Source organism: Streptomyces sp. NPDC104814 (genome assembly GCF_055583185.1).
The window spans coordinates 427649-442981 of sequence record NZ_JBVJOL010000002.1 but is presented as its reverse complement, the minus strand read 5'-3'; the positions used below and the strand labels follow the sequence as shown (position 1 = coordinate 442981).

Genomic DNA, 15333 nt, shown 5'->3' with positions numbered 1-15333 from the left:
GCAGCGATGACGGACACGGAGACCGGAGCCAAGGCGCCCAGCAGGCGCGCGCTCATCGGCTGGGGCGGGGCCGGGCTGGCGCTCGGCGCCGCGGTGGCCGGCGGTGCCGTCGCGGTGACCCGCTCCGACGACATGGACCCGGCAGCGGCCGACACGGGCGGCGCCGTCGACTTCCACGGCGCCCACCAGGCGGGTATCGCCACGCCCGTGCAGGACCGGCTGCACTTCGCCGCGTTCGACGTCACCACGGCCAACCGCGCCGAGTTCGAGCAGATGCTGAAGGACTGGACCGAGGCCGCGCGGCGGATGACGGCCGGCAAGGCGGTCGGCGAGGGCGCCTACGGCGGACTCGCCGAGGCCCCGCCGGACGACACCGGCGAGGCACTGGGCCTGAAGCCGTCCCGGCTCACCCTCACCATCGGCTTCGGCCCGTCCCTGTTCGACAAGTTCGGTCTGAAGGACAAGCGGCCCGCCGCGCTGGTCGACCTGCCGCAGTTCCCCGGTGACAACCTGGACAAGGCCCGCAGCGGCGGCGACCTGTGCATCCAGGCCTGCGCCGACGACCCGCAGGTCGCCGTGCACGCCATCCGAAACCTCGCCCGCATCGGCTTCGGCAAGGTCGCCATCCGCTGGTCCCAGCTCGGCTTCGGCAAGACGTCGTCGACGACGCCCGGCGCGCAGACCCCGCGCAACCTCTTCGGGTTCAAGGACGGCACCCGCAACATCGCGGGCACCGAGACCGACCGGCTGAAGAAGTTCGTGTGGGTCGGCGAGGGTGACGGCACCGACTGGATGACCGGCGGGTCGTACCTGGTCGCGCGGCGCATCCGGATGAACATCGAGACCTGGGACCGCACCTCGCTGCAGGAGCAGGAGGACGTCTTCGGCCGCGACAAGCGCGAGGGCGCGCCCGTCGGCAAGGCCAAGGAGCACGACGAGCCGTTCCTGAAGGCGATGAAGCCGACCGCGCACGTGCGGCTCGCGCACCCCGACTCCAACAACGGGGCGACGATCCTGCGCCGCGGCTACTCCTTCACCGACGGCACCGACGGTCTCGGCCGGCTGGAGGCCGGGCTGTTCTTCCTGGCCTACCAGCGCGACGTGCGCAAGGGGTTCATCCCCGTCCAGCGCAACCTCTCGCGCATGGACGCGCTCAACGAGTACACCCAGCACGTGGGTTCGGCCGTCTTCGCGATCCCGCCCGGGGTCAAGGACGCCGGCGACTGGTGGGGCCGCACGCTGTTCTCCAAGGAGGCGTAGTTCGATGTTCAGCAACTACCTGATCGGGCTGCGCGAGGGCCTCGAGGCCAGCCTGGTGGTCTGCATCCTCATCGCCTACCTGGTCAAGACCGGGCGGCGGGACGCGATCCGGCCCATCTGGACCGGCATCGCCATCGCCGTGGCCATCGCGCTCGGCTTCGGCTGCGTCCTCGAATTCGGCTCGCAGGAACTGACGTTCCAGGCGCAGGAGGCGCTCGGCGGCTCGCTGTCCGTCCTGGCCGTGGTCCTCGTGACCTGGATGGTGTTCTGGATGCGGCGCACCGCGCGGCATCTGAAGTCCGAACTGCACGGCAAGCTGGACGCGGCGCTGCGGATGGGCACCGGCGCGCTGGTCGCGACCGCGTTCCTCGCGGTCGGCCGGGAGGGCCTGGAGACCGCGCTGTTCGTGTGGGCGTCCGTGCACGCCGCCTCCGACGGCACGCCCCGCCCGCTGATCGGTGTCGCGCTGGGCCTGGCCACGGCGGCGTTCCTGGGCTGGCTGTTCTACCGGGGCGCGCTGAAGATCAACCTGGCGAAGTTCTTCACCTGGACCGGCGGCATGCTGGTCGTCGTCGCCGCCGGTGTGCTGGCGTACGGCTTCCACGATCTGCAGGAGGCCGACTGGCTGCCGGGGCTGAACAACCTGGCCTTCGACATCTCCTCCACCATCCCGCCGGACAGCTGGTACGGCACGCTGCTCAAGGGCGTGTTCAACTTCCAGCCCGACCCGACGGTCCTCCAGGTCACGGTGTGGCTGCTGTACCTGATCCCGACGCTCGCCGTCTTCTTCGCCCCGGTAGGGTTCGCCTCCGGGAAGGGGAAGGTGAAGCAGCCCAATGACTCGGGAGACAAGGGTTCCCAGCCGTCGACGGCTTCGCAGGCGTGAGCGCGCCGCACTGACGACGGCCTCGCTGACCGCGCTGGCGCTGAGTGCGAGCGGATGCGTGGTGGTGCACGGGGAGCGCGAGGTGCTCCCCACCACCACGCAGGCGGAGGCCGCGAAGGCGCTGACGCAGTTCACGACCGCGTACAACAGGGCCGACAAGGCCTACGACGCCTCCCAGGACGCCGACTTCACGACGGGGGCGTTCGGTGACATCGACGCGGCCCGGCTCAAGGCGCGGCACGCGAACAGTCCGCAGGGCAACTCCGAGCACACGCCGCTGGTGCTGTCGGACGTGACGTACACGATCCCGAAGAAGGCGGGCTGGCCGCGGTGGTTCGTGGCGCAGGCGCGGGGGAACCGGGCGGAGAAGCTGCGGTGGCTGCTGGTGTTCCTGCGGCACGATCAGAACGAGCCGTGGCAGGTGGCGTATCTGACGCTGGCCAAGCCGGACAGCGTGCCGCGGTTCAAGACCGACGCGGACGGGTTCGCCGAGGCCGTGGACGCCGATGCCGCTGATCTGGCGGCCCCGCCCGCGTCGTTGAGCCGGCGGTACACCACCTACCTCAAGAGCGGCGGCGACGGGTTCGCGGCCGGGCCGCACACGACGGTGTGGCGGGCGGCGCGCGAGAAGCAGGCGCGGCGGCCGGGGCTGGCGAACCAGTACATCGACACGCCGCTGGCCCGGGGGGACTACGCGCCGCTCGCGCTGCGTACGGCGGACGGGGGTGCGCTGGTGTTCTTCACCACGCGGCACTACCAGAAGCAGACGGCGGCGCCCGGGGTGACGGTGCCGAACCCCGGCCCGGACGTGCTGGCGTTGACGTCCGGGGAGATCAAGCAGTCGCTGACGATGGAGTTCGTGTCGAACGAGGTCGCGCTGGACCCGCCGAAGGCCTCCGGCCGGTCCGCGGTGAGCGTGCTGGGGCGCACTCAGGGGATGACGTCGGCGCAAGGGAGTTGAGAGCGGGGTGCCTGCCGGCGGCCTGTGCGGGTCTCGTCGTGGCCCGGTCGCGCCGTTCCCCGCGCCCCTGAGTGCCTGCGGCAGCCCGTGCGGGTCTCGTCGTGGCTGCTCGCGCCGTTCCCCGCGCCCCTGAGTGCCTGCGGCAGCCCGTGCGGGTCTCGTCGTGGTTGCTCGCGCCGTTCCCCGCGCCCCTGGAACGCCTGCGGCGTTCCTCGGGAGCGGGGGCGCCTGCGGGGTTCGCTCGGGTTCCTCGTCGCCGGAGGCGTCAGTGGCGCAGGGGCCAGGGGGCCGGGTCCTGGCCCGTGTGGCGGGCGCAGGCGTCCGTGAGGGCTTCCAGGAGCGTCAGCGGGTCGGGGAGGGGGTGTTCGGGGCCGCGGAGCCAGTGGACCGACTCGCCGTCGTCTCCGGGGAGGCGGGCGGGCGGCACCAGGACGTAGGAGCCTCGGCAGTGCCAGCGCAGGCCGGGGTGTTCGTCCATGGTCTCGGGGTGGCAGTCCAGTTCGCACGGCCACCACTCGTCCTCGTCCTCGGGGGTGCCCCGGGTGAGGGTGAAGAACAGCATGCGGCCGTCGTCGCTCCGGGCGACCGGGCCGACGTCCACGCCCTGCGACTGGAGCCGCTCCAGGGCCTCCAGCCCGGCCTGGAGGGGGACGTCCAGCACGTCGTGGACCATGCCGGTCGCGGTGATGAAGTTGGCCTGCGGCTGGTGGCGGGCCCAGCGTTCGATCTGGGAGCGGTCGGTCGTGGACTGCGTCTGCCAGGCGAACGAGACCGGGTGCCGGGCCGGGGTGGGACAGCCCACGCGGTCGCAGGAGCAGCGGTAGCCGGGCGCCGGGTGCGCGGCGGGCGCGAGTGGCAGTCCGGCCCGGGCCGCGGCGAGCAGCAGGGCCTCACGGCCGCCTTCGTCGGCGGCCTGTTCCGGGCCGCGTCCCCGCAGCCACTGGGTGAGTTTGCCCCTCAGGCTCATCGGACCGCCGAACTCCGCGCTCATCTATCCCCTCGCCTCGCTGTGGTGCCGACAGCATGCCCTATGGTCCCACCATCCGGTGCATCGGGGGGCCTGTGCGGACATCCCGGGTACCGGGGACGAGACGTACCGCACACGCTCAGCGCGGGGCGAGGCCGTACAAGGCGTAGTCGACCAGGGTGTCGGTGTAGGCGTGCGTGATCGGGCCGGTGCGCTGCAGCCAGCGCTGGGCGAGCGGGGAGACGAAGAGTTCCAGGGCGATGCGCGGGTCGAGGTCGGGGCGGACCTGGCCGGCGGTCTGGGCGGCGCGCAGGCGGTCGACGTAGAGCTGGAGCTGCGGTTCGAGGAGGTGGGTGATGAACTGCCTGCCGACCTGTTCGTCGACCACGCCCTCGGCGGTCAGGGCGCGGGCGGGTGCGTCGAAGCGGGGGTCGAGCAGTTCGTCGACGGTGGCGCGCAGCACGCCCTTGAGGTCGGCGGCGAGGTCGCCGGTGTCGGGGATGGCGTAGGGCTCCTGGCCGGCCGCCTCGGCCGTGCGGTGGGTGAGGTCCAGGAACGCCTCCAGCAGGACGTCCGCCTTGGACGACCACCAGCGGTAGATGGTCTGCTTGCCCACGCCGGCGCGGGCGGCGATCCCCTCGACGGTGGTCTTGGGGTAGCCGGCCTCGGCGACGAGCGCGAGCGCGGCGTCGTAGATCGCGCGCCGGGACTTCTCGCTGCGGCGGCTGGTGTCGGGGGTGGGCTTGCGGGTGGCCATGGGCGCAACCTACCAGGTAGACAAGACGGCGCGTCTCGCCGACGCGGGGCCCGCGTGCGGCCGCGCCGGCCCGTCCGCGGTCACTCCCCCGGCGGCGGCCAGGGGTCGCCCCAGTCGGCGTCCCTGGCCGCCTTGTACAGGTCCGCGTGCCGCTTGGTGACCGTCGTGCGGCGCAGCTGTTCGTCGCTCTCGCACAGGTCCAGCAGGACCTGCCCCTTGCGGATCTGCGGGCGGCGTACGACCCGGGCGGGCGCCGGGGTCACCGGGAAGCGGGTGGCGGCGACGTAGGCGAACTTCTCGTCCTCGTACGGCAGGGAGCCGCCCTTGACCTGGCGGTGCAGGGAGGAGCGGCTGACCCGCGCGGAGAAGTGGCACCAGTCGGTGCCGGGCGCGATGGGGCAGGCGGCGCTGTGCGGGCAGGGCGCGGCGATGCGGAAGCCGGCCGCGACGAGCCGGTCGCGGGCCTCCAGCACCCGGTGGTACCCGTCGGGGGTGCCGGCCTCCACGATCACGACGGCCTGGGCGGCCGAGGCCGCCGCGTCGACGAGGGCGGTCCGGTCGGCGGCCGTCAGCTCGTTGAGGACGTAGGAGACGGTGACCAGGTCGGTCGGCTCCAGGGTCAGGGCGGCGCCGATGCGGGCGCGCTGCCAGCGGGCCGCGCGCAGGCCGGGGTGGGCGGCGGCCAGTTCCCTGCCGAGGGCGAGGGCGGGCTCGGCCCAGTCCAGCACGGTGACGGGACGCTCACCGGACCAGGTCGCGGTGACGGCCCAGGTGGCCGCGCCGGTGCCGCCGCCGACGTCGGTGTGGCTGCCCGGCGCCCAGTCCGGGGCGGCCTCGGCGAACGCCTCCAGCGCCGCGCGCACCGCCTCGAACGTGGCCGGCATGCGGTAGGCGGCGTACGCGGCCACGTCCGCGCGGTCGCGCAGGATCGGCGCGTCCGTCGGGGTGGCCCCGCGGTAGTGGGCGATCAGCCGCTCCACGGCCTGCGCGGCCTGCCTGGGCGGCAGCCCGTCGAGCAGGTGCGCGAGGGTGGTGCGCAGGGTTTCGGCCGGGGAGGAGGAGACGGGGGCGTTCACCCGGGCATTCTCTCAGGTTCCGGCGTGCCCCTTCGTCGCCCGGACGGCCCGGGCCAGGCGGGTGGCCGCGGCCGCTCTCGGGCGGCTGTCCGGGGTACGGCGGCGGGGGTGGACCGTGGTGGCCAGCAGCACCAGGAAGGTGTCCGTCGCCGGGTCCAGGACCAGGGACGTTCCCGTGAAGCCGGTGTGGCCGGCCGCGCCGTGGCCCGCCAGGGCGCCCATGAACCACGGCTGGTCCACGGCGAAGCCCAGACCGGGCGGGGTCAGCAGCAGCTCCACGAAGTCGGGGCCGAGGATGCGGGCCGGGCCGTAGGAGCCGCCGGCGAGCAGGGTGCGGCAGAAGACGGCCAGGTCGTGGCCGGTGGAGAAGAGACCGGCGTGGCCCGCCACCCCGCCCAGCGCCCAGGCGTTCTCGTCGTGCACGACCCCGCGCAGCAGGCCCCGGTCCGCCTTGGCCCAGGGGCGGCGCTGGTCCTCGGTGGCCGCGGCGCCGGGGCACGGGCCGAAGGCGGTCGCCGTCATGCCCAGCGGACGGGTGATGCCGTCACGGACGAGGACGTCCAGGGTGCGTCCGGTCAGCCTCTCCAGCAGGTGCTGCAGGAGCAGCATGTTCAGGTCCGAGTACGCGTAGCCGCCGGGCCGTGCCGCCGGCGCCTCCGCGCGCAGCAGGCCGAGGCGTTCGGCGTCGTTGGCGCAGTCGTACAGCGGCAGTTCCGGGCGCAGGCCGGAGGTGTGCGTGAGCAGCTGCCGTACCGTGATGCCGTGGTCGGCGGCCGCCCGGAAGTCGGGCAGGTAGGCGCCGACCCTGGCGTCGATGCCGAGGGTGCCGCGCTCGATCTGCTGCACGGCCGCGACCGCGGTGAAGAGTTTGGTCAGGGAGGCCAGGTCGAACGGGGTGTCCACGGTCATCGCCACCCGGTCCGGCTCGGGCAGTTCGACGCCGCTGTCCGTCTCCGGGTCGTAGGCGGCGTACCGCAGGGCCCAGCCCGCCGCCTCCTCGACGGCGACGACCGGCCCCCGCCCGGCGACCACGACCGCGCCCGCCGCCCAGGGCCGCCGCCCCGCGGTGAGGGCGTGGACGTCGGCGACCAGGCGGCGCAGCTCCTCGGGGTCGAGGCAGGCCTTCTCCGGGGTGTCCCTGCGCAGTCTCGGCGCGCTCAGTTCCCTGCTCCCTCCGCACGTGTGTTCCAGGGACGGCACATTCCCATGAAGCAGGCCATCGCCACCACCGCTCCCACCAGTTGGACGACGGCCATGGGGACGGCCGTGTGCTCACCGGCGATCCCCACCAGCGGGGAGGCGATCGCGCCGACCAGGAAGGAGGACGTGCCGAGCAGCGCGGAGGCGGAGCCGGCGGAGTGCCGGGTGCGCAGCAGGGCCAGGGACTGGGTGTTGGGCAGGGTGACGCCCATCGCGGACATCAGCACGAACAGGGCGGCCGCGACCGGTGCGAGGCCCACCTCGCCGAAGGTGCCCGTCGCCATCAGCAGCAGCGCGGCCGCGGCGAGGACGACCACCGTGAGGCCCGCCGCCAGGACCTTCTCCAGCGCGACCCGGCCGACCAGCACCTTGCCGTTGAGCTGGCCGACGGCGACCAGACCCACGGAGTTCAGCCCGAACAGCAGGCTGAAGGTCTGCGGGGAGGCGCCGTAGATCTCCTGCACGACGAACGGCGAGGCCGCGATGTACGCGAACAGCGCGGCGAAGGCGAACCCGCCGGCCAGCATGTAACCGGTGAAGGGCAGGTCGGCCAGCAGCGCGCGCATCGAGCGCAGCGCCTCGCCGACGCCGCCGGCGTGGCGGTCCGGCGGCGGGAGGGTCTCCGGCAGCCGTGTGAGGACCAGGGCGCCGAGCAGCACGCCGACCACGGTGAGGACGACGAACACGCCCCGCCAGTCGGTCACGCGCAGGATCTGCCCGCCGATGAGCGGCGCGACGATCGGGGCGACGCCGGAGATCAGCATGAGGGTGGAGAAGAACCGGGCCATGGCGACGCCGTCGTACAGGTCGCGCACGACCGCCCGGGCGATGACGATGCCGGCCGCGCCCGCGAGGCCCTGCGCCAGCCGGAAGGCGACCAGTGTCTCCACGTTCGGTGCGAACGCGCACAGGGCGGTGGCGACGACGTAGACGGCGAGGCCGGTCAGCAGGGGCCGGCGGCGGCCCCACCGGTCGCTCATGGGGCCGACGACGAGCTGGCCCAGTGCCATGCCGGCCAGGCAGGCGGTGAGGGTGAGCTGCACGGTCGCGGCGGGCGCGTGCAGGGACCGGGTCACCGCCGGCAACGACGGCAGGTACATGTCCATCGCGAGGGGCGGTGTGGCCGTCAGACCGCCCAGGACGAGGGTGACGAGCCAGCCGGTGCGGCGCTGCGCCGCGCGGGCGGCCGGATTGCCGCCGCTGCCGGTGGCGGCCTCGCCGGCGGCCGGCTGTGCGGCCTCGGGTATCGGGGCCCCTCCCTCGGGCATGCGCCCTCCCTTTCGAACTCCCTCGGCGACGGATCGGCACCTATGCTCTCAGCTCGGACGGACTGCTTGAAGACGCAACAGAGGGTGGGGCGGGTACGACGGCGGACGGCGTGCGGTGGGGCATCCTCGCGACCGGCGGGAGACGGGAGACCTCACGGGTGAGGCGGAACTCGCCTCGGTGTGAGGGCCGGTGCGCCTGCCCGGGTGACGGCTTCGCCGGGCAGGATGTTCGGATGGCGGAAGGCCGGTTTCGGAGTGTGGGCCTTTGTCTACGCTTCGGGACCATGAACGCTGAACGAAACACCGGACGGCGCGGCGTCGCGGTCGTGACCGGCGCCGGGTCGGGGATCGGGCGCTCGGTCGCCGTCGAGCTGATGCGCGCGGGGTGGGCGGTGGCCCTGGCCGGGCGCCGCGTGGCCGCGCTGGAGGAGACGGGGGCGCTGGTGCCGGACGGCGAGTGGCTCGCCGTCGGGACGGACGTGACGGAGCCCGGGTCCGTGGCCGCCCTGTTCGCCGCCACCGTGGAGCGGTTCGGGCGGCTGGACCTGCTCTTCAACAACGCCGGCACGTTCGGGCCGGGTGGCGTGCCGGTGGAGGAACTGTCGTACGACGCCTGGCGGCACGTGGTGGACACGAACCTCAACGGGGCGTTCCTGTGCGCGCAGGCGGCGTACCGGCAGATGAAGGAGCAGACGCCGCAGGGCGGACGGATCATCAACAACGGCTCCATCTCTGCGCATGCGCCGCGGCCGCACTCGGCGCCGTACACCGCGACGAAGCACGCCTTGACGGGGCTGACGAAGGCACTGTCGCTGGACGGGCGGCCGTACCGGATCGCGGTGGGGCAGATCGACATCGGCAACGCGGCGACGGACATGACGGCCCGTATGCAGACGGGCGTGCTGCAGGCGAACGGGGACGTGGTCGCGGAGCCGGTGATGGACGTGGCCGATGTGGCGCGCACGGTGCGGCACATGGCGGAGTTGCCGTTGGAGGCGAACGTGCAGTTCGCGACGGTGCTGGCCACGACGATGCCGTATGTGGGGCGGGGTTGAGAGGCGCCGGGGCGTCAGGCTCCTGACGGGCACAAGTGGAATTTGAAGGTCCGTGGCATTGCGGCCGATGGTGGACGTATGCTCAACTTTCCTCCATCGGAGCTTCACATTTGGAGCACGATGGTTCCGCCGTCAGGGCCGCAAGCCATGGCGAGGGGGGAGGCGGCAGCCGTCCCACGGCACCGGGGGGGTGCGTCCTCAAGGGACGCACGACGGTGCGGGTGGGGCGGCTGCCGTGATTTCGCCTGCGGGAAGCCCCCCGGTACCCGAACGGACGCTCGCGCAGGTGGGGAGAGGCGCTCCGTGCCACCGTGGGAGGGGGGCCGTTTCTCGTGGGCTCAGGGAGTGACCGTGACGACGTTCGATCGACGTGATCTGGGGCTGTTGCTGCTTCGGCTGGGGACCGGCGGGGTGCTGGTCGCGCACGGGGCGCAGAAGCTGTTCGGGTGGTTCGGCGGGCACGGCCTGGAGGGCACCGGACAGTTCATGGAGTCCGTCGGGTACCGGCCCGGCAAGGCCAGCGCGATGGCGGCCGGGCTCGCCGAGTCCGGCGGCGGGGTGCTGCTGGCGCTGGGACTGGCCACACCGGCCGCAGGAGCCTCCGCGGCCGGGGCGATGGCGGGTGCGGCCGCCGTGCACGCCCCCAACGGCTTCTTCGCCCAGAGCGGCGGCTACGAGTACGCGGCCTCCCTCGGGCTGACGGCCGCCGGGCTCGCCGTCACGGGGCCCGGACGGATCTCCCTGGACGCGGTGCTCGGGCACAGCGTGAACCGGGGCTGGATGGTGCCGGTCGCCTTCGCGACCGCCGCCGCCGGCACCGCCGTCGTCATCGGCGCCCGGGTGAGGCACTTGCGCCGGCAGCGGGAGGGCGAGCAGGAGGCGCTGTTCGAGGACGAGTAGACCGCCCCGCATGGCAGTCTCCTCGTATGAGCGAGCGGGACGTGGAGTTGTGGGGCACCGTCGAGGAGCTGTGGGGCTGGCTGGAGGAGCGGCGCCCCCAGGACGGCCCGGACGGGCTGCTGCTGCGGGTGCTCAAACTGTCCGAGGAGGTCGGCGAGGTCGCCCAGGCCGTGATCGGGGCGACAGGGCAGAACCCGCGCAAGGGGGCCAGTCACACCTGGGACGACGTCCGGGCCGAGCTGTGTGACGTCGTCATCACCGCGCTGGTGGCGCTGCGGACGCTGACGCCCGAGGCCCGGGAGGTGTTCGCGGGGCATCTGGAGCGGGTACGCCGGCGGTCCCTCGCGAGCGAGCCGACGCGAGGGGCACAAGGGGCGTCGTGAGCTAGGGGGTGTCTCGTCGATCAGGCCGGATCAGGGAGCGGCGTCTGGTGCCGTGCATCGCAAGGCGGAGGAGGGAGTCGATGCGGAGCATCGGCGACTGACGACAACGCGGCGAGGTGCGGTGCCAGGCGTCGCGAGCCCGGCGTGATCGGCGAGACACCCCCTAGGGCCTGTCGTTTGGATCAGGCCGGCCTCGAGTTGCGGTGCGTCTCGGCCGACCCGAGCGGGGTCTGGTGCGTGCAGCTGCAAGGCGGAGGAGGGCGCCAACGCGGTGGGGGTCCCCCCTGCTCGGAGAGCTAGGGGGAGTTGGCAACCGACGACAACGCGGCTGGGGGTCCCCCCTGCTCGAAGAGCTAGGGGGAGTGCGTGCCCGACCCCGCGACGCCGGGATGATCCAAACGACAGGCCCTAGTGGCGTATACCACGCTGTCGCCGGTGTGACGCAAGTGTTCGATGGGCAGTCACTGGCCGTGCGAAAACGATCTGTGGTGACGGTGTGGGGGGAGGCGTGAGCGTGTGTGTGATCGGTGCGGGTCTGTCCGGACTGGCGGCCGCACACGCGCTCAACGCCCGTGGCGTCGACTTCGTGTGCGTGGAGAAGGCGCCGGACGTCGGGGGGATCTGGCGCCAGCCGGGTGCGGGTGAGCGGGGGCCGGCCTATATGGCCCTCCATCTCAACAGCGCCAAGGAACTCACGGGGTACGCCGACTTCCCGATGGGGGCGGAGCTGCCCCTCTACCCCCGGCACAGTGACGTGGCCGCCTATCTGCGCCGCTTCGCCGACTGGGCCGGACTCACCTCCCGGATCGAGCTGCGGACCGAGGTGCTCTCGGTGCGACCGGACGGCAGCGGCGGGTGGGTCGTGCGCACCCGGCACTCCGGCGGGACGACCGAAAGGGTGTTCTCCCAGGTGATCGTCGCCTCGGGACACAACACCCTGCCGGCCATGCCGGAACTGCCGCCCGGCGCCGACACCTTCGGCGGATCGATTCTGCACTCCATGGACTACCGGGACGGCAGCGACTTCGCCGGCCGTCGTGCGGTCGTCGTGGGGCTCGGCGCCTCCGCCGTCGACATCGCCGCCGACCTGTCCCGGTACGCCCGGAAGACCTGGCTGTCGGTGCGACGGGGGCTGCACATCATCCCCAAGCAGCTGTTCGGCATGTCCGTGGACCTCATCGCCGAGGCGCCGTGGTTCACCGCGATGTCCTTCCCCGAACAGCGGCAGTTCGTGGAGAACGCGCTGCTGGTGGCGCGGGGGAAGCTCTCCGACTACGGCCTGCCGGAGCCGGATCACGCCCTCTTCTCGTCGGCCGTGACCATCTCCGACGAGATCCTCAGCCGCATCCGGCACGGCGCCGTCGTCCCCAAGCCGGCGATCGACTCCCTGGACGGCGACCGGGTGGTCTTCGCCGACGGGAGCAGCGTGGAGGCCGACGCGGTCGTGTACTGCACCGGCTTCCGCATGGCCTTCCCGTTCCTGCCGGCCGGCTGCCCGGCGGACGAGCGGGGCGTGGTCGAGCTGTACCAGCGGATCGTGGCGCCGGGGCATCCGGGGCTGTACTTCGTCGGCCTGATCCGGCCCGTCGGCTCGATCACACGGCTGGTGGAGGCGCAGGCCCGCTGGGTGGCGCGGCTGGTGGACGGCGAGTCGTCCCTGCCGGCCGAGGACGTCATGCGCAAGGAGATCGACGCCCACCTCACCAGGATCGCCGAGCGGTACGGCAACCGGGAGGGCGCCTCCGTCCAGGTGGACGTCGGCGCCTATCTGCGCGAGCTGGGGCACGCCTGAGCAGCACGGCGACGTCCCCGGCGATGCCTGCCACCACCGGGGAAGCCGCTGCGTGCAGGGGTCAGTACGCGGCCTCGGCCAACGCGGCGGCCGGCGGCCGCACGCGGTAGCACTCCGAGGAGAGGTAGGCGGTCACGCGGGGCGCGCGGCCGTGCTGGTGGGCCAGGGCCAGATAGGCGACCAGGCCCACTCCGTCGGTGAGAGGGCGGTCGGTGACGGCGGACAGCGAGCGGGCCAGGGGCGCGGGGTCGATGCCGTAACGCGTGAGCAGTGCCCGGGCCCGCGCCAGGGCCTCGCCGTCGTGGGCGACGTAGTCCCGCACCGGGATGTACAGGGTGAAGCCGCTGGGCAGGCCCGACGCCGTGTCGGTGAAGGCGTGGCAGGACTGGCCGGGGCGCCGGTCCAGCCGGGCGTCCGTGCCGCCGGCGAGCGCGAAGAACTCCTCGATGCTCGCCGGCGTCGGACCGGGCAGCATCCGGGACAGGCCGCCGGCTTCACAAGCGGTCAGGCCGTGGTGGGCGAGGTAGACCTTCACCCGGGGCTCCGCCCAGTCGCCGAGGTCGAGAGCGAAGAACAGCGGCCGGTCGGCGGGCGGCAGCGCGTCGTACGCCTTGCCGTGACCGAGCCGGCGCAGCGCCTCGCGGACGGTGGCGGCGGCCGTGCCGGCGCCCCGGGCCCCCGGGTTGAGGTACACCTTGACCTGCGGGACACCGCCCGGGCGCAGCTCCAGCGCGCACCACAGGGCCAGCGGTCCCTCGATCCTGGACGGCAGGAACAGATCGGCGAGGTCGTCGAGCCGGTCGGTGCGGAAGTTCCAGCGGCGGGCCATCGCACGGACGGCCTCCAGGCCGACGCGCCCCGCCCGGGCCAGGCTGCCTGCGCCACAGCCTGGATCGAGCAGGACACGCAGCACGGGGGCCGCGCCGGGGGTGAAGGAGAGGGAGAACTCGACCGGGGAGTGGTCGTCGGAGAGGAAGGTGGCCGACGGCGGCGGCAGGTCCAGGGACCGCTCGGCCACCGGGCCCAGCAGGGCGCGAAGCCCCTCGGCGTAGGCGTCGGTGTCGTCCGGGTCCAGTCCCACGACGGCGGCGAGCCGTCTCAGCTGGCCGGTCGTGCGCTCGCCCACGGTGCCGGATCCGTCCCTTTCATGCCGATACCCGCCGACGGGGGCGGGTATCGGGGGGTCGGTCGCTCGGGGGCGTTGTCTGAGTACGGCGTCGTCGGGTATGTGTCCCACGACTTCTCCCTCGTCTCGTGAGTCAAGCGGATGACCGCGTTCCTCACTACCCCAACGGTTGAACCGTTATGCGACGGAAGGGAGTTGTCGCCGCGTTACCTGCATCACCTGCTCGGCATGGCCTACTTGGCCAGCCAGCTGAGGAAGTGGCTCCACAGACCGCCGCGTTCGGGCTTGCGCGGGGCCTCGGGCTGCGACGCGGGCCGGTCCGTCGCCTGGGGCACCGCGGTGGCGCGGCCCGTCGCGGCGGTCGCGGTGAAGCGGGCCGGGAGGGCGACGAGGCCGCGGCTGAAGGGGCCGGGGCGCCACGCGAGGCTGTCGGCGGGGACGGCGAGTTCGACGTCGGGCAGGCGGTTGAGCAGGTTCTCGACGGCCGTGACGGTGATCTGCCGGGCCGGCTCCTTGGAGGGACACGCGTGCGGGCCCGCGCTCCACGCCAGGTGGGCCCGGTTGCTGCCCGACTGCCGTGCGGCGGCCAGCGCGGGGCCGGTGTTGGCGGCCGCGAAGCTGACCAGGACCAGGTCGCCGGCCTGCAGCTGCTGTCCGGCGAACTCCACGTCCACGGCCGGGTAGTGGGGCGCCAGGTTCTGCATCGGCGGGTTCTCCCACAGCGTGTCGTCCAGGGCCTCGTCGATCAGGCCGCCCCGGTGCGCGTACGCGTCGTGGGTGAGCAGGCGGTGCAGCGTGTTGCCGATGAAGTTGCGCAGCGGCTCGTTGCCCGCGACCAGGAGCAGCGCGAGCTGGTGGACCATCTCCTCGTCGGTGAGGGCGGACTGGTGCTGCATCAGCCAGGAGGTCACGTCGTCGCCCGGCCTGGCACGCTTGAGCGCGACCAGCTCCCCGATGGCCGCGAACATCACCTCGACGGCCTTCTCCGCGTTGACGCCGTCGAACATGCCCGAGATGCCGAACAGCACCCGGTCGCCGATGTCGGCGGGGCAGCCGAAGAGTTCGTTGAAGACGAGCAGCGGCAGCTGCTTGGCGTAGTCGCCGAGCAGGTCGACCGAGCCGCGGTCGGCGAACTGGTCGATCAGGTACGTCGAGATCTGCTCGGTGCTGCGGCTCAGCCGGCGCACGTCGACGCGGGCGAGGGAGTCGGTGACCGCCTGGCGCAGCCGCAGGTGCTCGGCGCCGTCGGCGAACATGCAGTTGGGCCGGTAGGCGAGCAGGGGTGCGACCGGGCTGTCGGCGGGCACCTTGCCCTCCTTCAGGGCCCGCCAGCGGCGCGCGTCCTTGCGGAACGTCCCCGAGTCCTGGAGGAGTTGGAGGGCGGCCGTGTAGTCGGTGACGAGCGTCGCCTCGACACCGGGGGCGAGCTCGACGGGCGCGGCCGGACCGTAGTGGCGCAGATAGGAGTAGTACGCCTGCGGGTCCGCCGCGAACTCCGGCCCGTACAGCGGCACCCGGGCGCCGGAGCCGTGGGCCGGGCATCCGGGCGGGGGCACCGGGGCGGGGGTGTGAGCGTCCATGTCAGTTCCTAGGGGGTGTGCCGGGGGTGAGAGGGGCGGGCGCGAAGCGCCCCGCAGGGGCGCGGGGCCGTATTCGGTCTGCGGCTCCGCCGCGTGGGCGCGACCGGCCTCGGCGGTGCCGC

14 protein-coding genes are annotated in these 15333 nt (G+C 73.2%); 7 read left to right on the top strand and 7 right to left on the bottom strand.

All coding sequences use genetic code 11. The features are described from left to right. Nucleotides 1–6: 6 nt before the first annotated feature. The 3 genes from efeB to ACZ64A_RS10585 are packed head-to-tail and all read left to right on the top strand — an operon-like array spanning nucleotide 7 to nucleotide 3107. Nucleotides 7–1260 (top strand): iron uptake transporter deferrochelatase/peroxidase subunit, encoded by a 1254-nt coding sequence (gene efeB, locus ACZ64A_RS10595; RefSeq protein WP_469809567.1) that lies wholly within the window; start codon nucleotides 7–9, stop codon nucleotides 1258–1260. A gap of 4 nt (nucleotides 1261–1264) precedes the next feature. Then, nucleotides 1265–2146, top strand: coding sequence for an iron uptake transporter permease EfeU (gene efeU / locus ACZ64A_RS10590; protein ID WP_469809566.1), 882 nt, complete (start codon nucleotides 1265–1267; stop codon nucleotides 2144–2146). Beyond that, entirely contained in the window at nucleotides 2097–3107 is a 1011-nt protein-coding gene (locus ACZ64A_RS10585; RefSeq protein WP_469809565.1) for an SCO2278 family lipoprotein, read from the top strand. Before efeU ends, ACZ64A_RS10585 begins: the two co-directional genes overlap by 50 nt. 265 nt (nucleotides 3108–3372) lie before the next feature. Here ACZ64A_RS10585 and ACZ64A_RS10580 read toward each other — a convergent pair whose 3' ends face one another. The 5 genes from ACZ64A_RS10580 to ACZ64A_RS10560 all read right to left on the bottom strand — a co-directional run bounded on the left by ACZ64A_RS10580 (nucleotide 3373) and on the right by ACZ64A_RS10560 (nucleotide 8375). After that, a complete protein-coding gene (locus ACZ64A_RS10580; protein ID WP_469809564.1) occupies nucleotides 3373–4098 on the bottom strand; it encodes a bifunctional DNA primase/polymerase in 726 nt (241 codons plus the stop codon). A 115-nt stretch (nucleotides 4099–4213) separates the two neighbouring features. Next, nucleotides 4214–4831 (bottom strand): TetR/AcrR family transcriptional regulator, encoded by a 618-nt coding sequence (locus ACZ64A_RS10575; protein WP_469809563.1) that lies wholly within the window; start codon nucleotides 4829–4831, stop codon nucleotides 4214–4216. 80 nt (nucleotides 4832–4911) lie between these two features. After that, a complete protein-coding gene (locus ACZ64A_RS10570; protein WP_469809561.1) occupies nucleotides 4912–5907 on the bottom strand; it encodes a small ribosomal subunit Rsm22 family protein in 996 nt (331 codons plus the stop codon). Nucleotides 5908–5919: 12 nt separating this feature from the next. Next, nucleotides 5920–7107 (bottom strand): serine hydrolase domain-containing protein, encoded by a 1188-nt coding sequence (locus tag ACZ64A_RS10565; protein ID WP_469809560.1) that lies wholly within the window; start codon nucleotides 7105–7107, stop codon nucleotides 5920–5922. Then, nucleotides 7065–8375 (bottom strand): multidrug effflux MFS transporter, encoded by a 1311-nt coding sequence (locus ACZ64A_RS10560; protein ID WP_469809558.1) that lies wholly within the window; start codon nucleotides 8373–8375, stop codon nucleotides 7065–7067. Before ACZ64A_RS10560 ends, ACZ64A_RS10565 begins: the two co-directional genes overlap by 43 nt. Before the next feature lie 284 nt (nucleotides 8376–8659). Between ACZ64A_RS10560 and ACZ64A_RS10555 the strand changes: the two genes are divergently transcribed. The 4 genes from ACZ64A_RS10555 (at nucleotide 8660) to ACZ64A_RS10540 (ending at nucleotide 12505) form a co-directional block, all read left to right on the top strand. Then, nucleotides 8660–9430, top strand: a complete 771-nt coding sequence (locus ACZ64A_RS10555) for an SDR family oxidoreductase (RefSeq protein WP_469809557.1) — start codon at nucleotides 8660–8662, stop codon at nucleotides 9428–9430. Between the two features lie 351 nt (nucleotides 9431–9781). Next, nucleotides 9782–10330, top strand: coding sequence for a DoxX family protein (locus ACZ64A_RS10550; RefSeq protein WP_469809555.1), 549 nt, complete (start codon nucleotides 9782–9784; stop codon nucleotides 10328–10330). Between the two features lie 26 nt (nucleotides 10331–10356). Next, complete coding sequence (locus tag ACZ64A_RS10545) at nucleotides 10357–10713, top strand: MazG-like family protein (RefSeq protein WP_469809553.1); 357 nt, start codon at nucleotides 10357–10359, stop codon at nucleotides 10711–10713. Nucleotides 10714–11221: 508 nt separating this feature from the next. Further along, the gene (locus ACZ64A_RS10540; protein WP_469809552.1) at nucleotides 11222–12505 is read left to right on the top strand and encodes a flavin-containing monooxygenase; all 1284 of its coding nucleotides are present in this window, start codon (nucleotides 11222–11224) and stop codon (nucleotides 12503–12505) included. A 61-nt stretch (nucleotides 12506–12566) separates the two neighbouring features. On the opposite strand, the gene ACZ64A_RS10535 is transcribed toward ACZ64A_RS10540, so the two are convergent. Both ACZ64A_RS10535 and ACZ64A_RS10530 read right to left on the bottom strand, forming a co-directional pair. Continuing rightward, nucleotides 12567–13631: a tryptophan dimethylallyltransferase family protein gene (locus ACZ64A_RS10535; protein ID WP_469809551.1), complete on the bottom strand. Its 1065-nt coding sequence runs from the start codon at nucleotides 13629–13631 to the stop codon at nucleotides 12567–12569. A gap of 233 nt (nucleotides 13632–13864) precedes the next feature. Then, the gene (locus tag ACZ64A_RS10530; protein ID WP_469809550.1) at nucleotides 13865–15211 is read right to left on the bottom strand and encodes a cytochrome P450; all 1347 of its coding nucleotides are present in this window, start codon (nucleotides 15209–15211) and stop codon (nucleotides 13865–13867) included. Between the last annotated feature and the right edge of the window lie 122 nt (nucleotides 15212–15333).